Here is a 19,289-nt window from a genome sequence, read left to right on the forward strand (position 1 = left end):
GCGTCAAATAGGATAGGAGAGAATTCATGGTAACGACCAAGCAAGCAGATGCGGTTTATATTCACATTCCTTTTTGTAAAAAGATTTGTCATTATTGTGCATTTAATAAGTACTTTTACGACGGACAACCAGTAGGTCGTTACTTGGATGGTTTAGAACAGGAAATGTCTCTTTATTCTTTAAAGCAAGATGAGGCTTTGGACACCGTCTATATCGGTGGCGGAACTCCAAGTTGCTTAAGTATGCAAGAATTAGATCAATTGATGCAAAGCGTCCATAGACATATGAGGTTAGATAAGCAAACAGAGTTTACCTTTGAAATAAACCCAGGTGAATTGTCACTAGAAAAATGTCAGTTGCTTTATGATTATGGAGTGAACCGAATTAGTATGGGAGTTCAAACCTTTAATGATAATTTATTACGTCGTATTGGCCGCAATCATCGTGTCAGACATGTTTATCAATCGATTGACTGGTTGCGTCAATCGGGTTTTAAAGCATTAAGCATTGATTTAATCTTCCGATTGCCTGGTCAGACACTTGAGGATTTTAATGAGAGTTTAAAAAAAGCGCTCGAATTGCAATTGCCGCATTATTCCTTGTATTCTCTGATTATTGAACAACAAACACTTTTTCAACAATTAATGCGCGAAGGGAAACTACCGATTCCTAATGAAGATACGGATGCTGATATGTTCGAACTCGCCATTAAACAGTTGAGTGAGCATCAGATTAATCAATATGAAATTAGTAACTTTGCAATGAAAGGCTATGAATCACGACATAATCTAAAATACTGGCAGTATCAACCATACTTTGGTTTTGGCGCCGGTGCCCACGGTTTTGTCGATGGCGTACGCTATTATAATCATGGACCAGTGCACCACTATTTGAAACAAACGCAACAACAGTCGAAGCCAATCATCAATCAATTAACACTAAATCAAAACGATCAGATGGAAGAATACATATTCTTAGCGCTGAGGACGAATCGAGGATTTAGTTTACAAGAGTTTGAAAGCAAATTTTATTATTCAGCGCTTGAATTATTTGGGGAGTTTTTTAATAAGCAAGTAGCGCAAGAATTAATGATAATTGAAAGAGAGACTGTTCGTTTAACTAATCGTGGGTTGTTTCTCGCAGATACCGTATTTCGCGAACTCATCGGCTGGTTAAACGTTGTAAAATGAACTGATATAAAATAAATGTATCTATTGATCCAGCGGACTAGCACTCTTTATGTAAGAGTGCTAGTTTTTTGTATTTTTTGAAGAAAAAGCCTTGACATGCCCCAGAATAGCGTGTAATATAATAGATGTTAGCACTCCTATAATTTAAGTGCTAAACCAAAGTGAGGTGAGCGAATCTACATGTTAACACCGAGGCAAAGGCAAGTTCTTTACTTAATCGTTAGATTATATAGTGAGTTTGAAGAACCCGTTGGTTCTAAAACTTTATTAAGAGAGAGTCTTCTAAACGTCAGTCCAGCAACCATTCGAAATGATATGGTCGTTTTGGAAAGAGAAGGATTGCTGAGGAAAGCACACACTTCAAGTGGTCGAATTCCATCTTTCAGTGGCTATCGTTATTATGTTGACCGCTTAATCCATCACGAAGATGAGATGAAAGTCTTAGAAGAAGATGATCATGCAATTGCCGAATTATTTCATGAACGCCAAGCAGATGATTTACAGTTAGCTCAAATGGCTGCCGATATTCTGGTTTCTTTAACAGGTTATACAGCTGTTGTCTTAGGACAGAGCAATGACTCCCATCATCTGAAAGAGTTTAAGCTTGTTTATCTAAATGAGAAGAACTTAATTGCTATTATGATTACAGACGGAGGCCGTGTCGAAACTCAATTGTTCGTCACGCTTTATCCAGTAACTAAAGAAATGGTGATGAAGGCTTCAGAAATAGTCAACAATGAGTTAATAGGAACAAGTATTGAAGATGTTTACCATCGCTTAAAACTGACGATACCATTACTAACTCAACGAGCAGTTTCATATCAATTTGATTTTTCTCCCTTAGCTGAGAAAACTCTTCATAGTTTGAAAGGGCGCCAATATCATATTGGTGGTAAAAACAATTTATTTGATTTTATAGAGCCCCAAACAGACTCAGAAGATTTAAAGAAATTATTTACGATGGTGGATGGTTCTGCCAGTATGTATGATATGCTTGAAAATCGGAATCAAGGAATTGAAGTTCTTTTCGGAGCGGATATGTCGCCCTATGGGATAGCAAATCTTAGTATGGTAACAGGGAAGTTTCAACAACAAAATCAAGAAATCACATTGGGTCTGATTGGCCCCACAACCATGCCTTATCACCGTATTATCGGCTTAATGGAGAAAATGATTACAGAATTATCCAATTACTAGTTAAACGACTATATAAAATGAGGAGGTAGAAAATTGACAGAAGAAAACAAACATGTCGAGGACTCTACTGTAAAAGATGAGACACTATTTGAAACAGATAGCATCGAATCAGAAGAGGAAATTGCAAATGAAACGACTGAAACAATTACAACAGAAGATGATACAGATGCTAAAAAAGATGACTTAGCTGAACTTACTGCAGCAAATGAAGCTCTAGAAGACAGAGTATTACGTCTACAAGCTGAAATTTCAAATATGCAACGTACGAATACACGTGAGCGTCAAAACGCAGCGAAGTATCGTTCGCAAAGTTTAGCTACAAATCTACTGGAAGTTGTCGATAACTTTGAACGTGCTCTAGCAACGGAAGTAACAAGTGAAGATGCTTTAACACTAAAAAAAGGAATCGAAATGGTTCATGGGCAACTAATTACTGCGCTAGAACGTGAAAAAGTGACTGTAATCGATCCGTTGAATGAAGCGTTTGATCCAAACTTCCACCAAGCAGTCAGCACGATGCCGGCAGAAGAAGGGCAAGCAAGCGATGTTGTCGTGAATGTATTACAAAAAGGTTATTTACTAGATGACCGTGTCATTCGTCCGGCTATGGTCATTGTATCAGCGTAAACGTATATAAATAAACAATTTAAGAAAAGAGGAAACAAATTATGGCAAAAATTATTGGTATTGACTTAGGTACAACTAACTCTGCGGTTGCTGTTTTAGAGGGTGGAGAGGCAAAAATTATTCCAAACCCAGAAGGTAACCGTACGACACCTTCAGTTGTCGCTTTTAAAAATGACGAAATTCAAATTGGTGAAGTAGCTAAGCGTCAAGCAGTGACTAATCCACATACAGTAAGCTCAATTAAACGTCACATTGGTGAGGGCAACTACAAAGCTGAAATGGATGGCAAAGACTACACACCACAAGAAATTTCAGCAATGATCTTGCAACACTTAAAGAGCTACGCAGAAGATTATTTAGGTGAAAAAGTAGAAAAAGCTGTTATCACTGTTCCAGCTTATTTTAACGATGCACAACGTCAAGCAACTAAAGATGCTGGTCGTATTGCAGGTTTAGAAGTAGAACGTATTGTTAACGAGCCAACGGCTGCCGCTTTAGCTTACGGTTTAGATAAAACTGATGCTGAAGAAAGAATCTTAGTATTCGACTTAGGTGGTGGTACATTTGACGTGTCAATCCTTGAATTAGGTGACGGAGTCTTTGATGTATTATCAACTGCTGGTGATAATAAATTAGGTGGAGATGACTTCGACGAGAAAATCATCGACTACTTAGTAGCAGAATTCAAAAAAGAAAACGGCGTTGACTTATCTAATGATAAAATGGCTTTACAACGTCTAAAAGACGCAGCTGAAAAAGCTAAAAAAGACCTATCAGGTGTATCAAGCACTCAAATCAGCTTACCATTCATCACTGCTTCAGATGCTGGTCCATTACACTTAGAAATTTCATTAACTCGTGCTAAATTTGATGAATTAACACATGATTTAGTTGAAAGAACTAAAGGGCCAGTTCGTCAAGCATTAAAAGATGCTGGTTTATCACAATCAGAAATTAACGAAGTTATTTTAGTTGGTGGTTCAACACGTATTCCTGCAGTTGTTGATGCAGTACGTAAAGAAACAGGTAAAGAACCAAATAAATCAGTGAACCCTGACGAAGTAGTTGCAATGGGTGCAGCAATCCAAGGTGGAGTAATCTCTGGAGATGTGAAAGATATCGTATTACTTGATGTTACACCATTATCATTAGGTATCGAAACAATGGGTGGCGTGTTTACTAAATTAATTGACCGTAACACGACAATTCCAACAAGTAAATCACAAGTGTTCTCAACAGCAGCTGATAACCAACCAGCAGTAGATGTTCATGTATTGCAAGGTGAGCGTCAAATGGCAGCTGACAACAAAACTTTAGGTCGCTTCCAATTAACGGATATCCCATCTGCACCGCGTGGTGTGCCACAAATCGAAGTAACATTCGACATTGACAAAAACGGTATCGTTAACGTAAGTGCCAAAGACTTAGGTACTAAGAAAGAACAAACAATTACAATCAAATCTTCATCAGGTTTAACAGACGAAGAAATCGAACGTATGGTTAAAGATGCAGAAGCAAACGCTGAAGCAGATAAAGCTCGTCGTGAAGAAGCTGACCTACGTAATGAAGTAGATCAATTAATCTTTACAACTGATAAAACGTTAGGCGAATTAAAAGATAAAGTATCTGAAGAAGAAATCACACAAGCTGAAGCTGCACGTGATGATTTAAAAGCTGCGGTTGAAGCAAATGATTTAGAAGATATGAAAGTTAAACGTGATGCATTAAATGAGGTTGTTCAAAACTTAACTATTAAGTTATACGAACAAGCTGCTCAAGAAGCACAAGCTGCTGAAGGAGCTGAAGATGCAACTAACGCAACAGGTTCAGCTGATGATGTTGTAGATGCTGACTTTGAAGAAGTTGACGAAGACTAATTTTATGTTAACTAGCGTCTTTGCTATTAAAGCCAAGGGTGAAAGACGCCCTTGGCTTTTCTATCAAAGGTGATTATGCATAAAGTATGCAATGAATTACTTATACGAGGGGGTAGAGTATGGCGAATAAAAGAGATTATTATGACGTCCTAGGTGTCTCACGTGATGCCTCAGATGTTGAAATAAAAAAAGCCTACCGAAAATTATCAAAAAAATACCATCCTGATATTAATAAAGCAGCGGATGCAGATGCTAAGTTTAAAGAAGTGACTGAAGCTTATGAAATGTTAAGTGATGCTCAAAAACGTGCAGCTTATGACCAGTATGGTCATGCAGCCAATGATCCAAACTTTGGAGCTGGCTTTGGGGGCGCAGGCTTCGGCGGTGGTGGAGCAGGCGGCTTTGGTTTCGAAGATATCTTTGAAAGTTTCTTCGGTGGACAAAGTGGTGGCTCTAGACGACCAAACGCTCCACAAAGAGGGAACGATTTACAATATCGGGTTGATATCAGCTTTGAAGAAGCAATTTTTGGTAAAGAAACAACGATCAAATATAAACGAAAAGAAGAATGTCACACCTGTCATGGTTCAGGTGCTAAAGAAGGTACAGAGCCGGTTACGTGTTCTAAATGTCATGGTGCAGGTGCGGTACAAGTCGAAAGAAATACACCATTTGGTCGTGTAATGACTCAAGCTACTTGTGATGTGTGTCAGGGTACTGGTAAAGAAATCAAAGAAAAGTGTACAACATGTGCAGGTTCAGGTAGTGAAACTGTAGATCATTCTGTTAAAGTCACAGTGCCAGCTGGTATTGAAGATGATCAACAAATGCGTCTAAGCGGACAAGGAGAAGCCGGTAAAAACGGGGGTCCTTACGGAGACCTTTATGTAGTCTTCAGAGTACGACCAAGCGATAAGTTCACTCGTGAAGGAAGTGAAATATACTTTAATCTTCCGTTATCATTCAGTCAAGCAGCACTAGGTGATGAAATTAAAGTACCAACTGTTCATGGTGCGGTGAAATTGAAAGTACCTGCAGGAACCCAAACGGGCACTACTTTCCGACTAAAAGGAAAAGGTGCACCAAGTGTACGTTCAGGTTACCAAGGTGATCAACACGTTACCGTTAACATTGTTACACCTAAGAAATTAACAGATAAACAAAGGGAATTATTAAAACAATTCGCTAAAGAATCTGGTGAAGAAATCAAAGGGAATGATCCTGGTTTCTTCAATAAAGTAAAAGACTTATTTGATTAATACTAAAGGGTTTAAAAATTTGAGTGTCGGTGAGGAAATCCTCGCTGATACTTTTTTTGTTTTAGGTTTTGAATTGGCAAATTAAATGCAACACCTTGTCAAAGAAGAGCTCATAAGGCGTTTCTAACCTTAGCACTTACGCTTATTTAGTTTATCAAGTAATCTGTTCAATAGCTTGTTAAAGCTTCTGTTTTTGGAAAGTACTCTCTTAGTAGTCCAGTTGTATTTTAATTTATTCCTTTTTGCCAAGGGGCATGAGGGTCTGCGAAATAAAACGAGATGTGATCTAAATATTGAGTGACTTCTCGATGTTTCGAAAAGTCTTTTCCACGGTCTGGAGTAATGGATTTTCTTTTACTATTCGCTAGAGCAGCTAGTCAATTAATGACGGCATCACGCACGTTGTTCGCTATAATGGACGGTTCGGTTATGCCAAAGACATTCGCCGTATCTTTATAGGAAGCACTGGTGTCTTGTTTAAATCTTAATACATCTAGTTTGAAATTCAAAGGATACTTTTTGTTAGTCTTCTTTCTTTTAAGACCATCCTTCCCAAATGTTTTGTACTGATTAACCCATTTTCCAATTAGAGCAGAGTCAGATATGGCATGTTTTTTAGTGAGTAAAGTATATCCCAATGTGCCATTTAAATACTCTTGAACAACATTTAATTTAAATTCATATGAGTACTTTTTTGACATGAAAATAACCCCCGTAAAGTTAGATTTTTAACTCTAACTTTTGGGGGCACATCACATTTTTGAATTCGAATAGTCTTTTTTTGTTCAATAATCTTGGGTACTGGTGAGGAAAACCTCTAAGAACCTAAAATTCAGCTCTCCTAACGAAGCTGGATTTTTATCAGTTCAAAATTTTTTAGTGTCGATAGCTATAGAAAGTCAGAATGATTCGTAACTTCGGCTTTTTTTGCGGCATAATTTAGTCGAGTATTGAAAAGCGTTAATCAGCAGTCTCTTCACCTGAAAAGAGTAGCAGTCTAATAGTTTTGTTAGGTTTGGCCTGTAAGTTTTGACAAAGGAATACACAAGCCCTTATATTATCTAAATTTGTGTAGCCAAATCCACTGCGTTAAATCGTCTTGATCTTGTTGTTAGTTTCTTCCACCATTCTGTTCGATAAAGTATGGGTTAAGCTGCTCTCAATGGCTTCGAGGTAATGAAATAAGGGGGTAAAGGTCGTTCGGAAATGACTTGAAACGGTATGCTTTCGAATGATAGATAAAACAGTTTATAGTTGTGATTCATGATATCGGCTTTTAGATCGTTAATCAACGCGTACTCTAATCGGAGTCTTGGATCGATGGATAGAGTGTAATCAATCATACTTTTTTCAGTGACGAGCCCTCAAACAAGCGATGGCTATGGTAGTCTTAAAAGTTTAATTCCTCTCGATACTTTAAGGGCAACTTCCATAAACGATTCAGTTTAGTATAGCGCAATATGAATTCTTATAGTGCTGAAATGCTCCTAAGATGATCATTATTTCGATCGATTAGAACTGAACTAATAGCTGATTTAATGTTATCTAAATCTATGCTGGTTGGGAAGTCATGGATAACGACCACTTTTTTAGTAGTAGTGGTTGATATCATAAAATTGCTAACGATAATATCGTAGTTTAAGTTTTCAATGATAGAATCTGATATCTTTATTTTAGAGTAAACATCTATCGCCACCTTGCGTGGCAATTCGAGCTCCAAAAAATCTTTAATCATATTTGAGTGAGTATAATGGCGGTCACTTAGAATTACTACGGATACTTGTTTTTTCTTATGAATATAGTTGCTAATTAAACCATCCCAATAAGTAACCAAAGTAAACAATAGGTAATTGATTACAAGGTCTTCAGTCGCTATACTTAATTTCACACAAAAGTTATGAATTATGATGTGGATGGCCTGATAAAGTTCTGGGAAATTTGATTTGAATTTCATTGCAAAGTACTTATAACGGTCAAAAAAAATTAAATCTGAATTTAAAAGATCTTTGGCGTTCACTGCAGTCCCATGAACGACAAAAAGAACAAAATCTACATTAAGTGGCAGTTGCCATTTGTCGGATAAATCTAAAAGGGATTCTTCCAGAAAACGCAGCGCTTCACCATGACAATTTAATTGCTTTTTTGCTTTTCGCAATTGTTTTATATTTCTTGGAAGGTTTTTACGAATATAGGGAGAAAAAACTTGATAAAATGATTCTTTATTAATTTGCATGGAAGAAACTAAGCCTAAAGGTTGAACAATGTACTTATATATTTTTAAAAAGACATTTAGCAATTCAATTTCTCCATCGCTTGTATCAATAAGGTGGTGATGATCATAGCGAATTTTATTAACCAGGACGACTAAATTGATATCTTCATAGTAGGCGAAGTCTATTGGCATGTCCGTCACCATGAATGAAAGTATTTGGTCAAAATTATGATTGATTTCTTTTTCATTGATCCCCCTGAATGGCCAGCCCAAAAGAGTGTTTTTCTCTGCAAAATAAGTTCGGTAGAACAAACGAATATTCTGTTCGTTACCGATTAAACGACAAGGATTAGTTTCGACATAACATTGAAGACTATCTCTAGAATAGTCATTTATTTGAGTGATTGTTCGGTAAACCGTTGAATGACTGACCTAAAATTTCTCTGCTAAATCCTCAATTGATAAGGTTTCATCGGAGAATATTTCTTCTAAAATTTGAAAAACAAGAGTTTCACTGAGAAGTTTGCTATATACGGCTTGAACTCCAAAATCTGACTCTTTAGTCAATCGAATACCTAGATAACCTGCATCAAACTGGAGTTCGGTCATCAGTTTCCTTAATTCTGAAAAATCGGCTTTAATAATACGGGTGGAGCAATTAAACATTACCGCAAGTTCTGAGTTAGTCGTCCAACCATCCGTTTCCAGTAAATACTCAACGATTTGTAGTTGACGGAGTTCTTTAGATTTTAATAAGGACCTCATAGTAATTCCTCCTAATGTTTGATGATTGTAACGTTCAAAATTTACTATAAATATTTATATTACATGAATCATCATTTTAATAAATGTATGTTTAACCTGAATTATTCATACTTTTTTTAAATGACTCAGAACGCGAAAATAATTGAGCCTGGCTTAAAACGTTGTTAATAAATTGAGAATTCTTACTGAAACTACAATTTAATGATAGATTATATTTGTTATTCCCCTGATTGTGCATAAAAATGGGCGCACTACTCCTCCTAGCTGTCACAGTTTTTTTAAAATTATGCGTCTGATTATTACTGAATCAGCTATAGCTGGAATCGCATATGTTGAATGTGTGTCAACGTCTCCCAAAACAAGTTGTCATAGACGTTTGCGGAAGTTAATCGTAACTGAATCTTTCTGACACGGCGCGTGATTTTCCCTCCGATTCTAAACAAACGGTTCCGAATGGTTGCGGCGTTTCGTGTGTGTTCTTTTTCTGGGAGCCCCCATTGTTTAAAAATTTGAAATTGATTGTAGGTAATCGCACTCAAAAGCATTCTGGCGCGATTGGCGATAAATGAGGTGCTGTCTGTTTTATCAAACGCAAACCCTTGTGTAATTTCTTTGATATGATTTTCCATCTGACCACGCTGCTGGTACAAACGATAGAGCCACTGTGGCGATAGTTTCTTGTCGTGACGAGAAATTCATGACGATATAATAAGGCTCCCGCAGACCGCGTCGATTTAATAATGACTCGCAAGGGTTTATCCCATGTGTTCGCTTGATAGAGGCAATCATAGTAATGACACTCTGCCAGTGTGAAATCAGTTTCATCACCGTAAAGAATCCGTGACTCGGCCAAACGGGTTAATCGGGCATTTATTTTGAGGCGTATGAGTAAATTTGTCCGATTACCATCGCATAAGTTGTAAACTTTTGGCGTCGCAAAGCCACTATCGCCTCGGATGAGACAGGTCTGCTGCTCTTTGTAGCGGTCAATGATAGGGCGCTGGAAATCGCTCATGCCATTCGACGTGTAGACATTTCCAGGGCGCAGCTCTGCATCAAATACGAGGCCAGAAACGACTTCGGTCGCTAACAACGGATGATAGTCCGTCGTGCGATAATGCGGATTATAATCCGTCTTTTCTTGGCGACCAAAGGTATCCGAATGGGTAGAGTCAATATCAATGATAAGACTATCGCGGACCTGTTCTTGAATCGAGCGTTCAGCTAATGTTTGGATAAGCTGAAGCAGTTGATTATTATCTGCCTGAGTGAGTCCATTTAAGAAACGTGATTGAGACGGCTGAGAGGCTCATTGAACAGACGTCACCGGTTGACCAAAGAATGGATCAAGTCTCAGGCGCGTAGCAGCATCGTCAGTGGCATACCCTAAGACTAGCTGACGTAACATCTGGCTCATTTGAGCTTGCTCAGGATAGGTATAATAAGCACGCTGATCACTCAACTTAAGTTGTGAGGAAAGGAATGGCTGGAAATTTAGATGATGAAGAAATTCTTCAAACAAAATCATTCCTGAATTCGATGAAATATCGCCGCCGTCGTTAGAAACAGTTAATTGCGTATTGAAATTTATTGTTTTTTTTCTGTAAAGTTACTATTTGGAGCCCCTCTTAGGTGTTTGGTGATTGTTTTGGTAACTTTACACTAACATATGGAGGGATCTTTTTGCACCTAAAAGGTGCAAAAAGAATATGAATTAAACCTGACTAGGGTAGGACTTAGCGTACTAATCAGCAATACTATGAATAATTCAGATTTATAATACTTTAAAAATAGTGCTAAATCAAACACCTGAAACCGTTTGATTTAGTATAACTATCTTGTCATGAGACTTTTTCGACTGTCTCATGTACTTAACAGAATCTTTTCTTGTGATTTTGAGCCGTAAACCAGTGAGGAGAGTTATTTTTGTTGATAGACCCAGAATAAACGCGCCCACAAACTAAAATGGGCGCAAAATCCCTAAGTCATTTAAATGTGTGTGTGTTATGGCAGTTGCCCCTGTTTAGTGTCGCTGAGCTAACGTGAGGATTGTGGGTGCTCGACTAAAGTAGCGACTTAACTTGAAGACGGTTTGTCTTGCTGAAGTTACCATTTTACTACTGAAGAGCCGTGACTGGTTTGGCCAATTAATCTGAGAAAGTTGTCAGTCAATGAAATTTACGTGAGAGTCAAAGTATTGGTACTAAACTTACCAGACGGTAGCCGCTCAGAATCTAAATCATGTGTCAATTCACTATGATATTGTTCACAAATCGCATGTTTGTGGTAAAGCAGGATGATGGTCGAGACTCGTCCAATAGTGTTCAACGTCAATGTCTGGTAGGAGATAGATAGCCCCTTTCGTATCACTCCAACGTTGAGTGACACGAATTGCTGAACGATAGTCCTTTTCTTCCGTAAAGAATTCATAAACATATCATCCTTCACGTTCAATGACCGAAAACTTAGACGTAGTTTCTGGTACGTCACTCTCATCTGGAGGACTATTTGTTGCATTAGATGCAGCTCGAGAGGCATCGGGAGCTGATATTGATGCTTTAAAAAATCAAGAAACAACGGTAGTTGCTGAAGTCGATGAAACAATAGTAGACTCAACAACTGACGTCGTCATTGTTGGTGGAGGTGGGGCTGGTTTAGCTGCAGCAGTGAGTGCTCATCAGAATGGTGCAAAAGTTATTTTAATCGAGAAAACGCCTCGTATAGGCGGGAATACTATTATTTCTGGTGCTGCCTATAACGCTGCTGATCCTGAACGTCAAGCAATGCTTGAAATGACTGATAATGAGGAAGAGACAATTGAAACGATATTAATTGAAGAACAAGAAGATTCACTAGTTCAAGAGTGGCAAGCAACTTTACAACTAGAATGGGAAGCTTATTAAACTTCAGGTGAACAATCCTATTCGATTCACCGTCATTGCATAAATTACAAACTAATAATAGTGGAGATAAAAAAGGAGTCCACTTCTAATCAGTCAACTAGGTGATCAGGCTTATGAGTCGATCGAATGGTTAGAAGGATTGTGAATGGAATACAATGATGATATCTTTACTGTATTAGGTGGTTTATGATCTCGTGCTCATCAACCCTCAGAACCATTGGGAAGTGGCTATGTGAATACCTTGTCGGGTTACTTTGAAAAAAATTCTGATGAGATGCAAATGTTCATCAATACTGAGGTCACTCATTTAATCATAGAAGAGGGTCATGTAGTCGGCGTTGAGGCTGTCTATAATGGCGAAACAATAGAAGTAATGGCGGAACTTGGAGTGGTAATTGCAATCGGTGGCCTTGGTGCAAACGTAGAAATGCGTGATGAGTATAACAAAAGTTGGCCAACTTTAACGGATTTAGGGGCCACGAACCAGACTGGGGCAACCGGTGATGGGATTATATTAGCTAAAGATGTTGATGCGTCATTAATCGGCATAGAAGATATTCAATTATTACCAATGGGTGATCCTGAAACAGGGTGTTTTCTTGGAAATATTGAGCAAGGCGTCCAATATCGAATCTTTGTTAATATGGAAGGGAATCGTTTGGTTGACGAAGGTGCTCGTCGTGATGTTATGACTAAAGGTTTAATGGATCAAACTGATTCATTAATGTGGACAATAATAGATAAAAATTCATGCCCAACAGGCGGTGTCAAAAACAACTTTAATGAATCGATTGATCAACTCGTTGAAGAAGGGCGTGCCTTCAAAGCAGAAACACTTTAAAAGCTTGCAGAACAAATCAGTGTTGACCCCACGAACTTGGTAGCAGCGGTTGATGAGTTTAATCAAGCAGTTGATGGGAGTATTGAAGACCCGTTTGGACGAACGCTCTTTGAATATAAATTGGATTCTGCACCGTACTATGCGGCTGCCAGTATGCCGACTTTTCACCACACAATGGGTGGCTTAGAAATCAATGCAGCAGCATAAGTTCTAGATAATGCAAGTGACATCATTCCTGGTTTATTTGCAGCAGGAGAAATTACTGGTGGAATTCATGGAACAAACCGCTTAGGTGGTAACGCATTGGCAGATATCATAGTATATGGTCGCATTGCCGGAGCTAATGTTGTTAATTCAGTAGTAGAGCCTAGATCAGAAGCTAATGACATAGAGGAAACAGAAATGTCACAAGACACAGAAGAGTCTGATGTAGAAGACGCAGACGAATAAACAAGCAGAGTTAATGTGAGCCACCCACTGATTTTTTCAGTATAAATCAGTGGGGATTTTTTCATATTTTGTCATAAAGTGTATGGTTTTTTTCGGATTAAATCAATTTTCTTTGCGTCTTTTTGTATAAATTTGACGTATTCAAACGCTTATTGTCCTTTTGCGAGTTTTTCCTTCAGAAGACTACCTTTTAATGTTTTTTTTTGATATGATGATAGGTGTGCAATTTGTAGGCATGTGCCTCATTTAAAGGAAGTGAGAATTAAATGGATTTAGATAAACTAAAACAAAGACAAGAAAAAATTCGTAATTTTTCAATTATTGCTCATATCGACCATGGTAAATCAACGTTAGCTGACAGAATTTTACAACATACTGATACGGTGGCAGACCGTGATATGCAAGAACAGCTTTTAGATTCAATGGATCTTGAGCGTGAGCGTGGCATTACGATTAAATTGAATGCGGTAGAATTAACATACACTGCTAGAGATGGCGAAGATTATATTTTCCACTTAATCGATACACCCGGACACGTGGACTTTACATATGAAGTTTCGCGTTCATTAGCTGCCTGTGAAGGTGCTTTATTGGTTGTTGATGCGGCTCAAGGGATTGAAGCACAAACATTAGCAAACGTTTATTTGGCGTTAGATAACGATTTGGAAATTCTACCCGTCATCAATAAAATTGATTTGCCTGCAGCAGACCCTGAAAAAGTAGCTTTAGAGATTGAAGAAATCATCGGAATTGATGCAAGCGAAGCAGTTCACGCTAGTGCGAAATCTGGGATTGGGATTGAAGATATATTGGAACAAATCGTTGAGAAAGTTCCAGCACCACAAGGGGATATCGAAGCACCCTTACAAGCCTTAATCTTTGACTCGGCTTATGACAGCTTCCGAGGTGTTGTTTTAAACGTTCGTATTGTTAACGGAACTGTTAAACCCGGCGACAGAATTCGTCTGATGTCTAACGGTAAAGAATTCGAAGTCAACGAAGTTGGGGTGTTTTCTCCAAAAGCATTACAACGTGGCATGCTTTCGGTTGGAGATGTTGGTTATTTAACAGCCGGTATCAAAACAATCCAAGATACACACGTAGGGGATACTGTGACTTGGGCTAATAATCCAGCACCCGAAGCTTTAGAAGGATACCGTAAATTAAATCCAATGGTGTTTGCTGGTTTATATCCAGTGGATTCGAATGATTATAACGATTTACGTGATGCTTTAGAAAGACTACAATTAAACGATGCAGCGTTAGAATTCGAACCTGAAACATCACAAGCCTTAGGCTTTGGTTTCCGTACAGGTTTCTTAGGCTTATTACATATGGATGTTATTCAAGAACGTTTAGAACGTGAGTTTAATATTGATTTAATTATGACTGCACCGTCAGTTATTTATCACGTTGTGAAAACTAACGGAGATAAAGTCATCGTTGATAATCCATCTGCTTTACCTGATGCAACTGAAATTGAAGAGATTTTAGAGCCGTACGTAAAAGCTACGATTATGGTACCTAATGAATATGTTGGGGCTGTTATGGACTTAGGTCAACGTAAACGCGGAACCTTTATTACAATGGATTACTTGGACGCGAACCGAGTGAACGTTGTGTATGAAATTCCAACTGCTGAAATCATTTTTGATTTCTTTGACAAATTGAAATCAACGACTAAAGGTTATGCTTCTTTAGACTATGAAATGATTGGCTACCGTGCATCTAAATTAGTAAAATTAGATATTCTTCTGAATGGCGATCCTATTGATGCGTTCAGTACAATCGTTCACAAGGATTTTGCGACAAATCGAGGCAAATCATTGGTTGAGAAATTAAAGAAAACTATTCCTCGCCAAATGTTCGAAGTGCCTGTTCAAGCAGCAATTGGTCATAAAATCATTTCTCGTTCGACAATTAAAGCGTTACGTAAAGATGTAACTGCTAAATTGTATGGTGGGGATGTGTCTCGTCGTAAGAAATTATTAGAGAAACAAAAACAAGGTAAAAAACGTATGAAGCAAGTTGGTAGCGTTGAAGTTCCACAAGAAGCCTTCATGTCGATTTTACAAATGGATGAAGATTAACTTTTAACTAATAATAAAACCTCGACTTTGGCTTGGCCTTTGTCGAGGTTTTATTAAGTACTATTGAGGTGAAGGATATGTATTTAACCATTGAACAGACCGCAGAGTTTTTAGAAGTGCCTGTGAGTGAAATTTACCGTCTCATAAGGGAAAAACAAGTTCGCTATTTAACAGTAGATGATCAAGTGTTGTTGTATCAGGAACAATTCAATTTGTTTTTGAAAGAACGTGACCAACAACAAGTCGCTTACGAAGAATACTTAAACACACCAATACCTGAAGATAAGGATATTAAGGATGAAGATTAATAAAAGACATCTCGTCTGGGAATGGAATCCTTTTGATTCACAAACCTTGAATGAGATGCTTTTTTATTTATACCATTTTTTAGCGTGGCGATTATCGTCCCTTTGCTTGGGATTAGACATCTGTTAGCAGACGGTTGATGTGAATGGTTAAGAACGTCACTTCGTCGTCAGCAATATCAAATTGGAATGTTTTTTTTATATAATTTTGGATGGTTAAGGAAATGTCGTGCTCATTAGGGAATTGGATTCTAATCGCCTCGTTTAAGCTTACATTTTTTGCTGAATTTTCTTTACGTGCAATAATTCTTTGAGCGAGTGCAAGTAGGTGGCGCATAAAACGTTCATAGGCTAACGAAGATTCGCTGATTCGTTTTCCCGTTTTTATTTCAATAATATGAAAACAAGTGCTAAGTAGGCTAGTGATTTCGTCTGTATGTGACATATTGCCATCTAACTGAGCATTAATTAAATGCATCGAGATATGAGCTGCCTCATCTTCAGGCATATGGATTGCTAGGTGTTCTTCAATGACGGTTAGGGCGAACAGCCCCACTTCATATTCCTTAGGAAACATCTTTTTGATCCATAATTTAAAATCATTTTTTAATGGAATACCTTTAGTAAAGCGTTCGACTGCGAAATCAATGTGGTCGGTTAATGTAAGGATAACGTTTTTATTCAATTCAGTGTCTAAGGTTTCAAGAGCGAATTGAACAATTTTTGAACTGATTTCAACCGACGACATATCAACTTCCAAAAATAATTTTTTCATTTTTTCAGAAGAGGTCACCGTATCCATTCGGAAGATTTTCTCAATTTTACTTTCATCTACTGGATCGCCAGTTTTCATTTTCCAACCTAAGCCCTTGCCCATGATGACTATTTCATGGCCAGCTTGATCGGTACTACTGATGAAATTATTATTTAATATTTTATTGGCAAACATCCGAAGAAACTCCCATCTCGTAAATTTATTGCGGAAAACTCAGTTAAAACAGTATGTCGATATTACCACGCTATGATAAAAGGTGCAAGTTAGATATAAAGGAATGTTAAATAAAGAGTCAAAAAAAGCTTGCGTTTCCATTGAGGCCTGTGCTATGATTACTAGGAATTGAAAACAGAGGGCTTGTTACGTTTAGTCGGCAATACCCAAATCAATCTAAGGGGCATACTGTACCCATTTTAGGTTGGTTTGGGTATTTTTTATGCTTATAAATAAGTTTTGAGTCACTCTGAATGATAAATTAGGAGGAAACAAAAATGAAAGACCAATTATTTGGTGTTTTACAAAGAGTCGGGCGCTCTTTTATGTTACCGATAGCGATTTTACCGGTAGCGGGATTATTCTTAGGGATTGGCGGTTCGTTTACGAATCCAACGACTCTAGAAACGTACGGCTTAACAAGTGTGATGGGGGAAGGAACATTCCTACACCATATTTTACTAGTAATGAATGCAGCAGGTGGGATTGTTTTTGATAACTTACCCTTAATTTTCGCAATCGGTTGTGCGATTGGTATGGCCAAGTCTGAGAAAGCAACGGCTGCTTTAGCAGCGTCAATTGCATTCTTAGTGATGCACGCATCGATTGGGGCAATGATTCAAGTAGCTGGTGGTTCAGAAGCTTACTTAGATGGATCAGTTGCTAATGTGTTAGGAATCGAGTCCCTACAAATGGGTGTTTTCGGTGGTATGATCGTCGGCCTAGGTGTGGCTGCTTTACATAACCGTTTTTACAAAATACAATTACCAACGGCCTTGTCGTTTTTTGAAGGAACGCGTTTTATTCCAATCATTTCATCAATTGTATTCTTAGTAGTAGGTATCTTAATGAGTTATGTGTGGCCACCAATACAAGAAGGAATTTATGCAGTTGGTGAATTAGTTCAAGGTTCAGGTTATGCTGGTACTTGGTTATACGGTTTCATGGAAAGATTATTAATTCCATTCGGATTACATCATGTATTCTACTTACCATTCTGGCAAACAGCCGTTGGTGGAACTTTAGAAGTAAGTGGTCAATTAATTGAAGGGGCTCAAAATATTTTCTTTGCCCAATTATCAGATCCAACAGTAAGTAAATTTAGTGTAGAAGCCACTCGTTTTATGTCTGGTAAATTCCCATTAATGATCTTTGGTTTACCGGGTGCAGCTTTAGCAATGTACCGTACAGCTAAACCAGAAAACCGTAAAGTTACGGGCGGTTTATTATTATCTGCAGCGTTAACTTCAATGTTAACAGGTATTACAGAACCGCTTGAATTTACATTCTTATTCGTCGCAATGCCATTATATGCTATTCACTGTGTATTAGCAGGTGCTGCGTATATGTTAATGCATATCTTCCAAGTAGGTGTTGGTATGACATTCTCAGGTGGATTCATTGATATGTTCTTATACGGAATTTTACAAGGTAACGCAAAAACAAACTGGATTTGGATTGTTATCGTTGGAGTGGTATACTTTGCCATTTATTACTTCCTATTCAGTTTCTTAATCAAGAAATTTAATTATAAAACTCCAGGTCGTGACGACAATGCGAGCGAAATTAAATTATATACACGTGCTGATATGAACGGTAAGCAAGCTGATAGCACAGACACAGCAAACTTAATTGAAAACGAATCAGATGCTTTATCTGCATCAATCATTTACGGCTTAGGTGGACATAGTAACATTGTTGACATCGATAGTTGTGCGACTCGATTAAGAACAACTGTTGCCAATGGCGACTTAGTAGATATTGACATTTTAAATGCTTCTGGTGCGGCAGGCGTTATGCACAAAGGTAAAGGCGTTCAAGTCATTTACGGACCAAGAGTATCAAACATCAAATCAAACTTAGAAGAATTTATTGAAAAAGGTAAAGCGGCTAAACTGCCTTCTAAAGAAGTGTTTTATGCAACTGATCAAAATTCTGTAACAAACGAAAGTGCGACAGATTCAATAGTGACTGAAGCAGAAGATACACAGAACTTACCAATTATTGCGACCATCCAGTCTCCAATGAGCGGTCTTGTAATGCCGTTGTCAGACGTTCCGGATGGAGCATTCGCAAGTGGTGCTTTAGGAGATGGCTTTGGTATCGAACCTAATGATGGTAAAGTGACATCGCCTATTAATGGCCAAGTCATGATGGTTTTTGAAACTAAGCATGCCGTTGGTTTAGTATCTGATGAAGGGGTCGAAGTAATGATTCACGTTGGTTTAGACACTGTGACGATGAAAGGTGAAGGTTTCACTGCTCACGTTAAAGCTGGCGATCACGTTAAAGTTGGCGACCTCCTATTAGATGTTGATTTAGAAGCAGTTAAAGCTGCGGGACATCCGACAGTAACACCAGTTGTCGTTACGAATACAATGAATTATAAAGCTGTAGAAGTTACAAAACTTGGTGATATTTCACACGCAGAAGATATTTTAGTAATTAAATAATATTAATAGCTCTACCAACTTTAATTGTTGGTGGAGTTTTTTTGTTCAAATAAGAGATGTTTGGAGATTATCCTTCTTTATTATAGATGTTTTTTGTTACACTAGTTTTTATGAAGGCTAGGAGGAGACGAG

At 38.0% G+C, this 19,289-nt stretch carries 13 protein-coding genes and 3 pseudogenes; 11 read left to right on the forward strand and 5 right to left on the reverse strand.

Annotation, left to right across the window (positions count from 1 at the left end):
• Positions 1-26: 26 nt before the first annotated feature.
• The 5 genes from hemW (at position 27) to dnaJ (ending at position 6,150) form a co-directional block, all read left to right on the forward strand.
• Positions 27-1,190 carry a radical SAM family heme chaperone HemW gene (gene hemW / locus ACTQ5J_RS02330; protein WP_441750401.1) on the forward strand — a complete coding sequence of 388 codons (1,164 nt, stop codon included), beginning with the start codon at positions 27-29 and terminating at the stop codon, positions 1,188-1,190.
• Positions 1,191-1,370: 180 nt separating this feature from the next.
• Positions 1,371-2,387 (forward strand): heat-inducible transcriptional repressor HrcA, encoded by a 1,017-nt coding sequence (gene hrcA / locus ACTQ5J_RS02335; RefSeq protein ID WP_441750402.1) that lies wholly within the window; start codon positions 1,371-1,373, stop codon positions 2,385-2,387.
• A 33-nt stretch (positions 2,388-2,420) separates the two neighbouring features.
• Complete coding sequence (grpE, locus tag ACTQ5J_RS02340; RefSeq protein ID WP_441750403.1) at positions 2,421-3,014, forward strand: nucleotide exchange factor GrpE; 594 nt, start codon at positions 2,421-2,423, stop codon at positions 3,012-3,014.
• Positions 3,015-3,055: 41 nt separating this feature from the next.
• Entirely contained in the window at positions 3,056-4,891 is a 1,836-nt protein-coding gene (gene dnaK, locus ACTQ5J_RS02345) for a molecular chaperone DnaK (protein WP_441750404.1), read from the forward strand.
• A 119-nt stretch (positions 4,892-5,010) separates the two neighbouring features.
• Positions 5,011-6,150, forward strand: a complete 1,140-nt coding sequence (gene dnaJ / locus ACTQ5J_RS02350) for a molecular chaperone DnaJ (RefSeq protein WP_441750405.1) — start codon at positions 5,011-5,013, stop codon at positions 6,148-6,150.
• Between the two features lie 377 nt (positions 6,151-6,527).
• Here the strand turns inward: dnaJ and ACTQ5J_RS02355 are convergent, their stop codons facing one another.
• The 4 genes and pseudogenes from ACTQ5J_RS02355 to ACTQ5J_RS02370 all read right to left on the reverse strand — a co-directional run bounded on the left by ACTQ5J_RS02355 (position 6,528) and on the right by ACTQ5J_RS02370 (position 10,718).
• Complete coding sequence (locus tag ACTQ5J_RS02355; protein WP_441750406.1) at positions 6,528-6,851, reverse strand: transposase; 324 nt, start codon at positions 6,849-6,851, stop codon at positions 6,528-6,530.
• 767 nt (positions 6,852-7,618) lie between these two features.
• Positions 7,619-8,782: pseudogene (locus tag ACTQ5J_RS02360) on the reverse strand (hypothetical protein); the annotation flags it as partial.
• 12 nt (positions 8,783-8,794) lie between these two features.
• The gene (locus ACTQ5J_RS02365; RefSeq protein WP_441750407.1) at positions 8,795-9,127 is read right to left on the reverse strand and encodes an HTH domain-containing protein; all 333 of its coding nucleotides are present in this window, start codon (positions 9,125-9,127) and stop codon (positions 8,795-8,797) included.
• Positions 9,128-9,438: 311 nt separating this feature from the next.
• Positions 9,439-10,718: pseudogene (locus tag ACTQ5J_RS02370) on the reverse strand (IS1380 family transposase).
• 862 nt (positions 10,719-11,580) lie between these two features.
• Here ACTQ5J_RS02370 and ACTQ5J_RS02375 point away from each other — a divergent pair.
• The 5 genes and pseudogenes from ACTQ5J_RS02375 (at position 11,581) to ACTQ5J_RS02395 (ending at position 15,719) form a co-directional block, all read left to right on the forward strand.
• Positions 11,581-12,030, forward strand: coding sequence for an FAD-dependent oxidoreductase (locus ACTQ5J_RS02375; protein WP_441750408.1), 450 nt, complete (start codon positions 11,581-11,583; stop codon positions 12,028-12,030).
• A 232-nt stretch (positions 12,031-12,262) separates the two neighbouring features.
• Positions 12,263-13,165 (forward strand): annotated as a pseudogene (locus ACTQ5J_RS02380) (FAD-dependent oxidoreductase); the annotation flags it as partial.
• 9 nt (positions 13,166-13,174) lie between these two features.
• Positions 13,175-13,321, forward strand: a complete 147-nt coding sequence (locus ACTQ5J_RS02385) for a hypothetical protein (protein ID WP_441750795.1) — start codon at positions 13,175-13,177, stop codon at positions 13,319-13,321.
• A gap of 266 nt (positions 13,322-13,587) precedes the next feature.
• Positions 13,588-15,411: a translation elongation factor 4 gene (lepA, locus tag ACTQ5J_RS02390; protein WP_441750409.1), complete on the forward strand. Its 1,824-nt coding sequence runs from the start codon at positions 13,588-13,590 to the stop codon at positions 15,409-15,411.
• A 77-nt stretch (positions 15,412-15,488) separates the two neighbouring features.
• The gene (locus ACTQ5J_RS02395) at positions 15,489-15,719 is read left to right on the forward strand and encodes a hypothetical protein (RefSeq protein ID WP_441750410.1); all 231 of its coding nucleotides are present in this window, start codon (positions 15,489-15,491) and stop codon (positions 15,717-15,719) included.
• 112 nt (positions 15,720-15,831) lie between these two features.
• Here ACTQ5J_RS02395 and ACTQ5J_RS02400 read toward each other — a convergent pair whose 3' ends face one another.
• A complete protein-coding gene (locus ACTQ5J_RS02400) occupies positions 15,832-16,665 on the reverse strand; it encodes a PRD domain-containing protein (RefSeq protein ID WP_441750411.1) in 834 nt (277 codons plus the stop codon).
• Between the two features lie 317 nt (positions 16,666-16,982).
• On the opposite strand from ACTQ5J_RS02400, the gene ACTQ5J_RS02405 reads away from it, so the two are divergent.
• On the forward strand, positions 16,983-19,157 hold the full coding sequence (locus ACTQ5J_RS02405; protein WP_441750412.1) for a glucose PTS transporter subunit IIA: 2,175 nt from the start codon (positions 16,983-16,985) through the stop codon (positions 19,155-19,157).
• Positions 19,158-19,289 lie beyond the last annotated feature (132 nt).

The organism is Fundicoccus sp. Sow4_F4 (genome assembly GCF_052116145.1).
GTDB lineage: Bacteria > Bacillota > Bacilli > Lactobacillales > Aerococcaceae > Fundicoccus.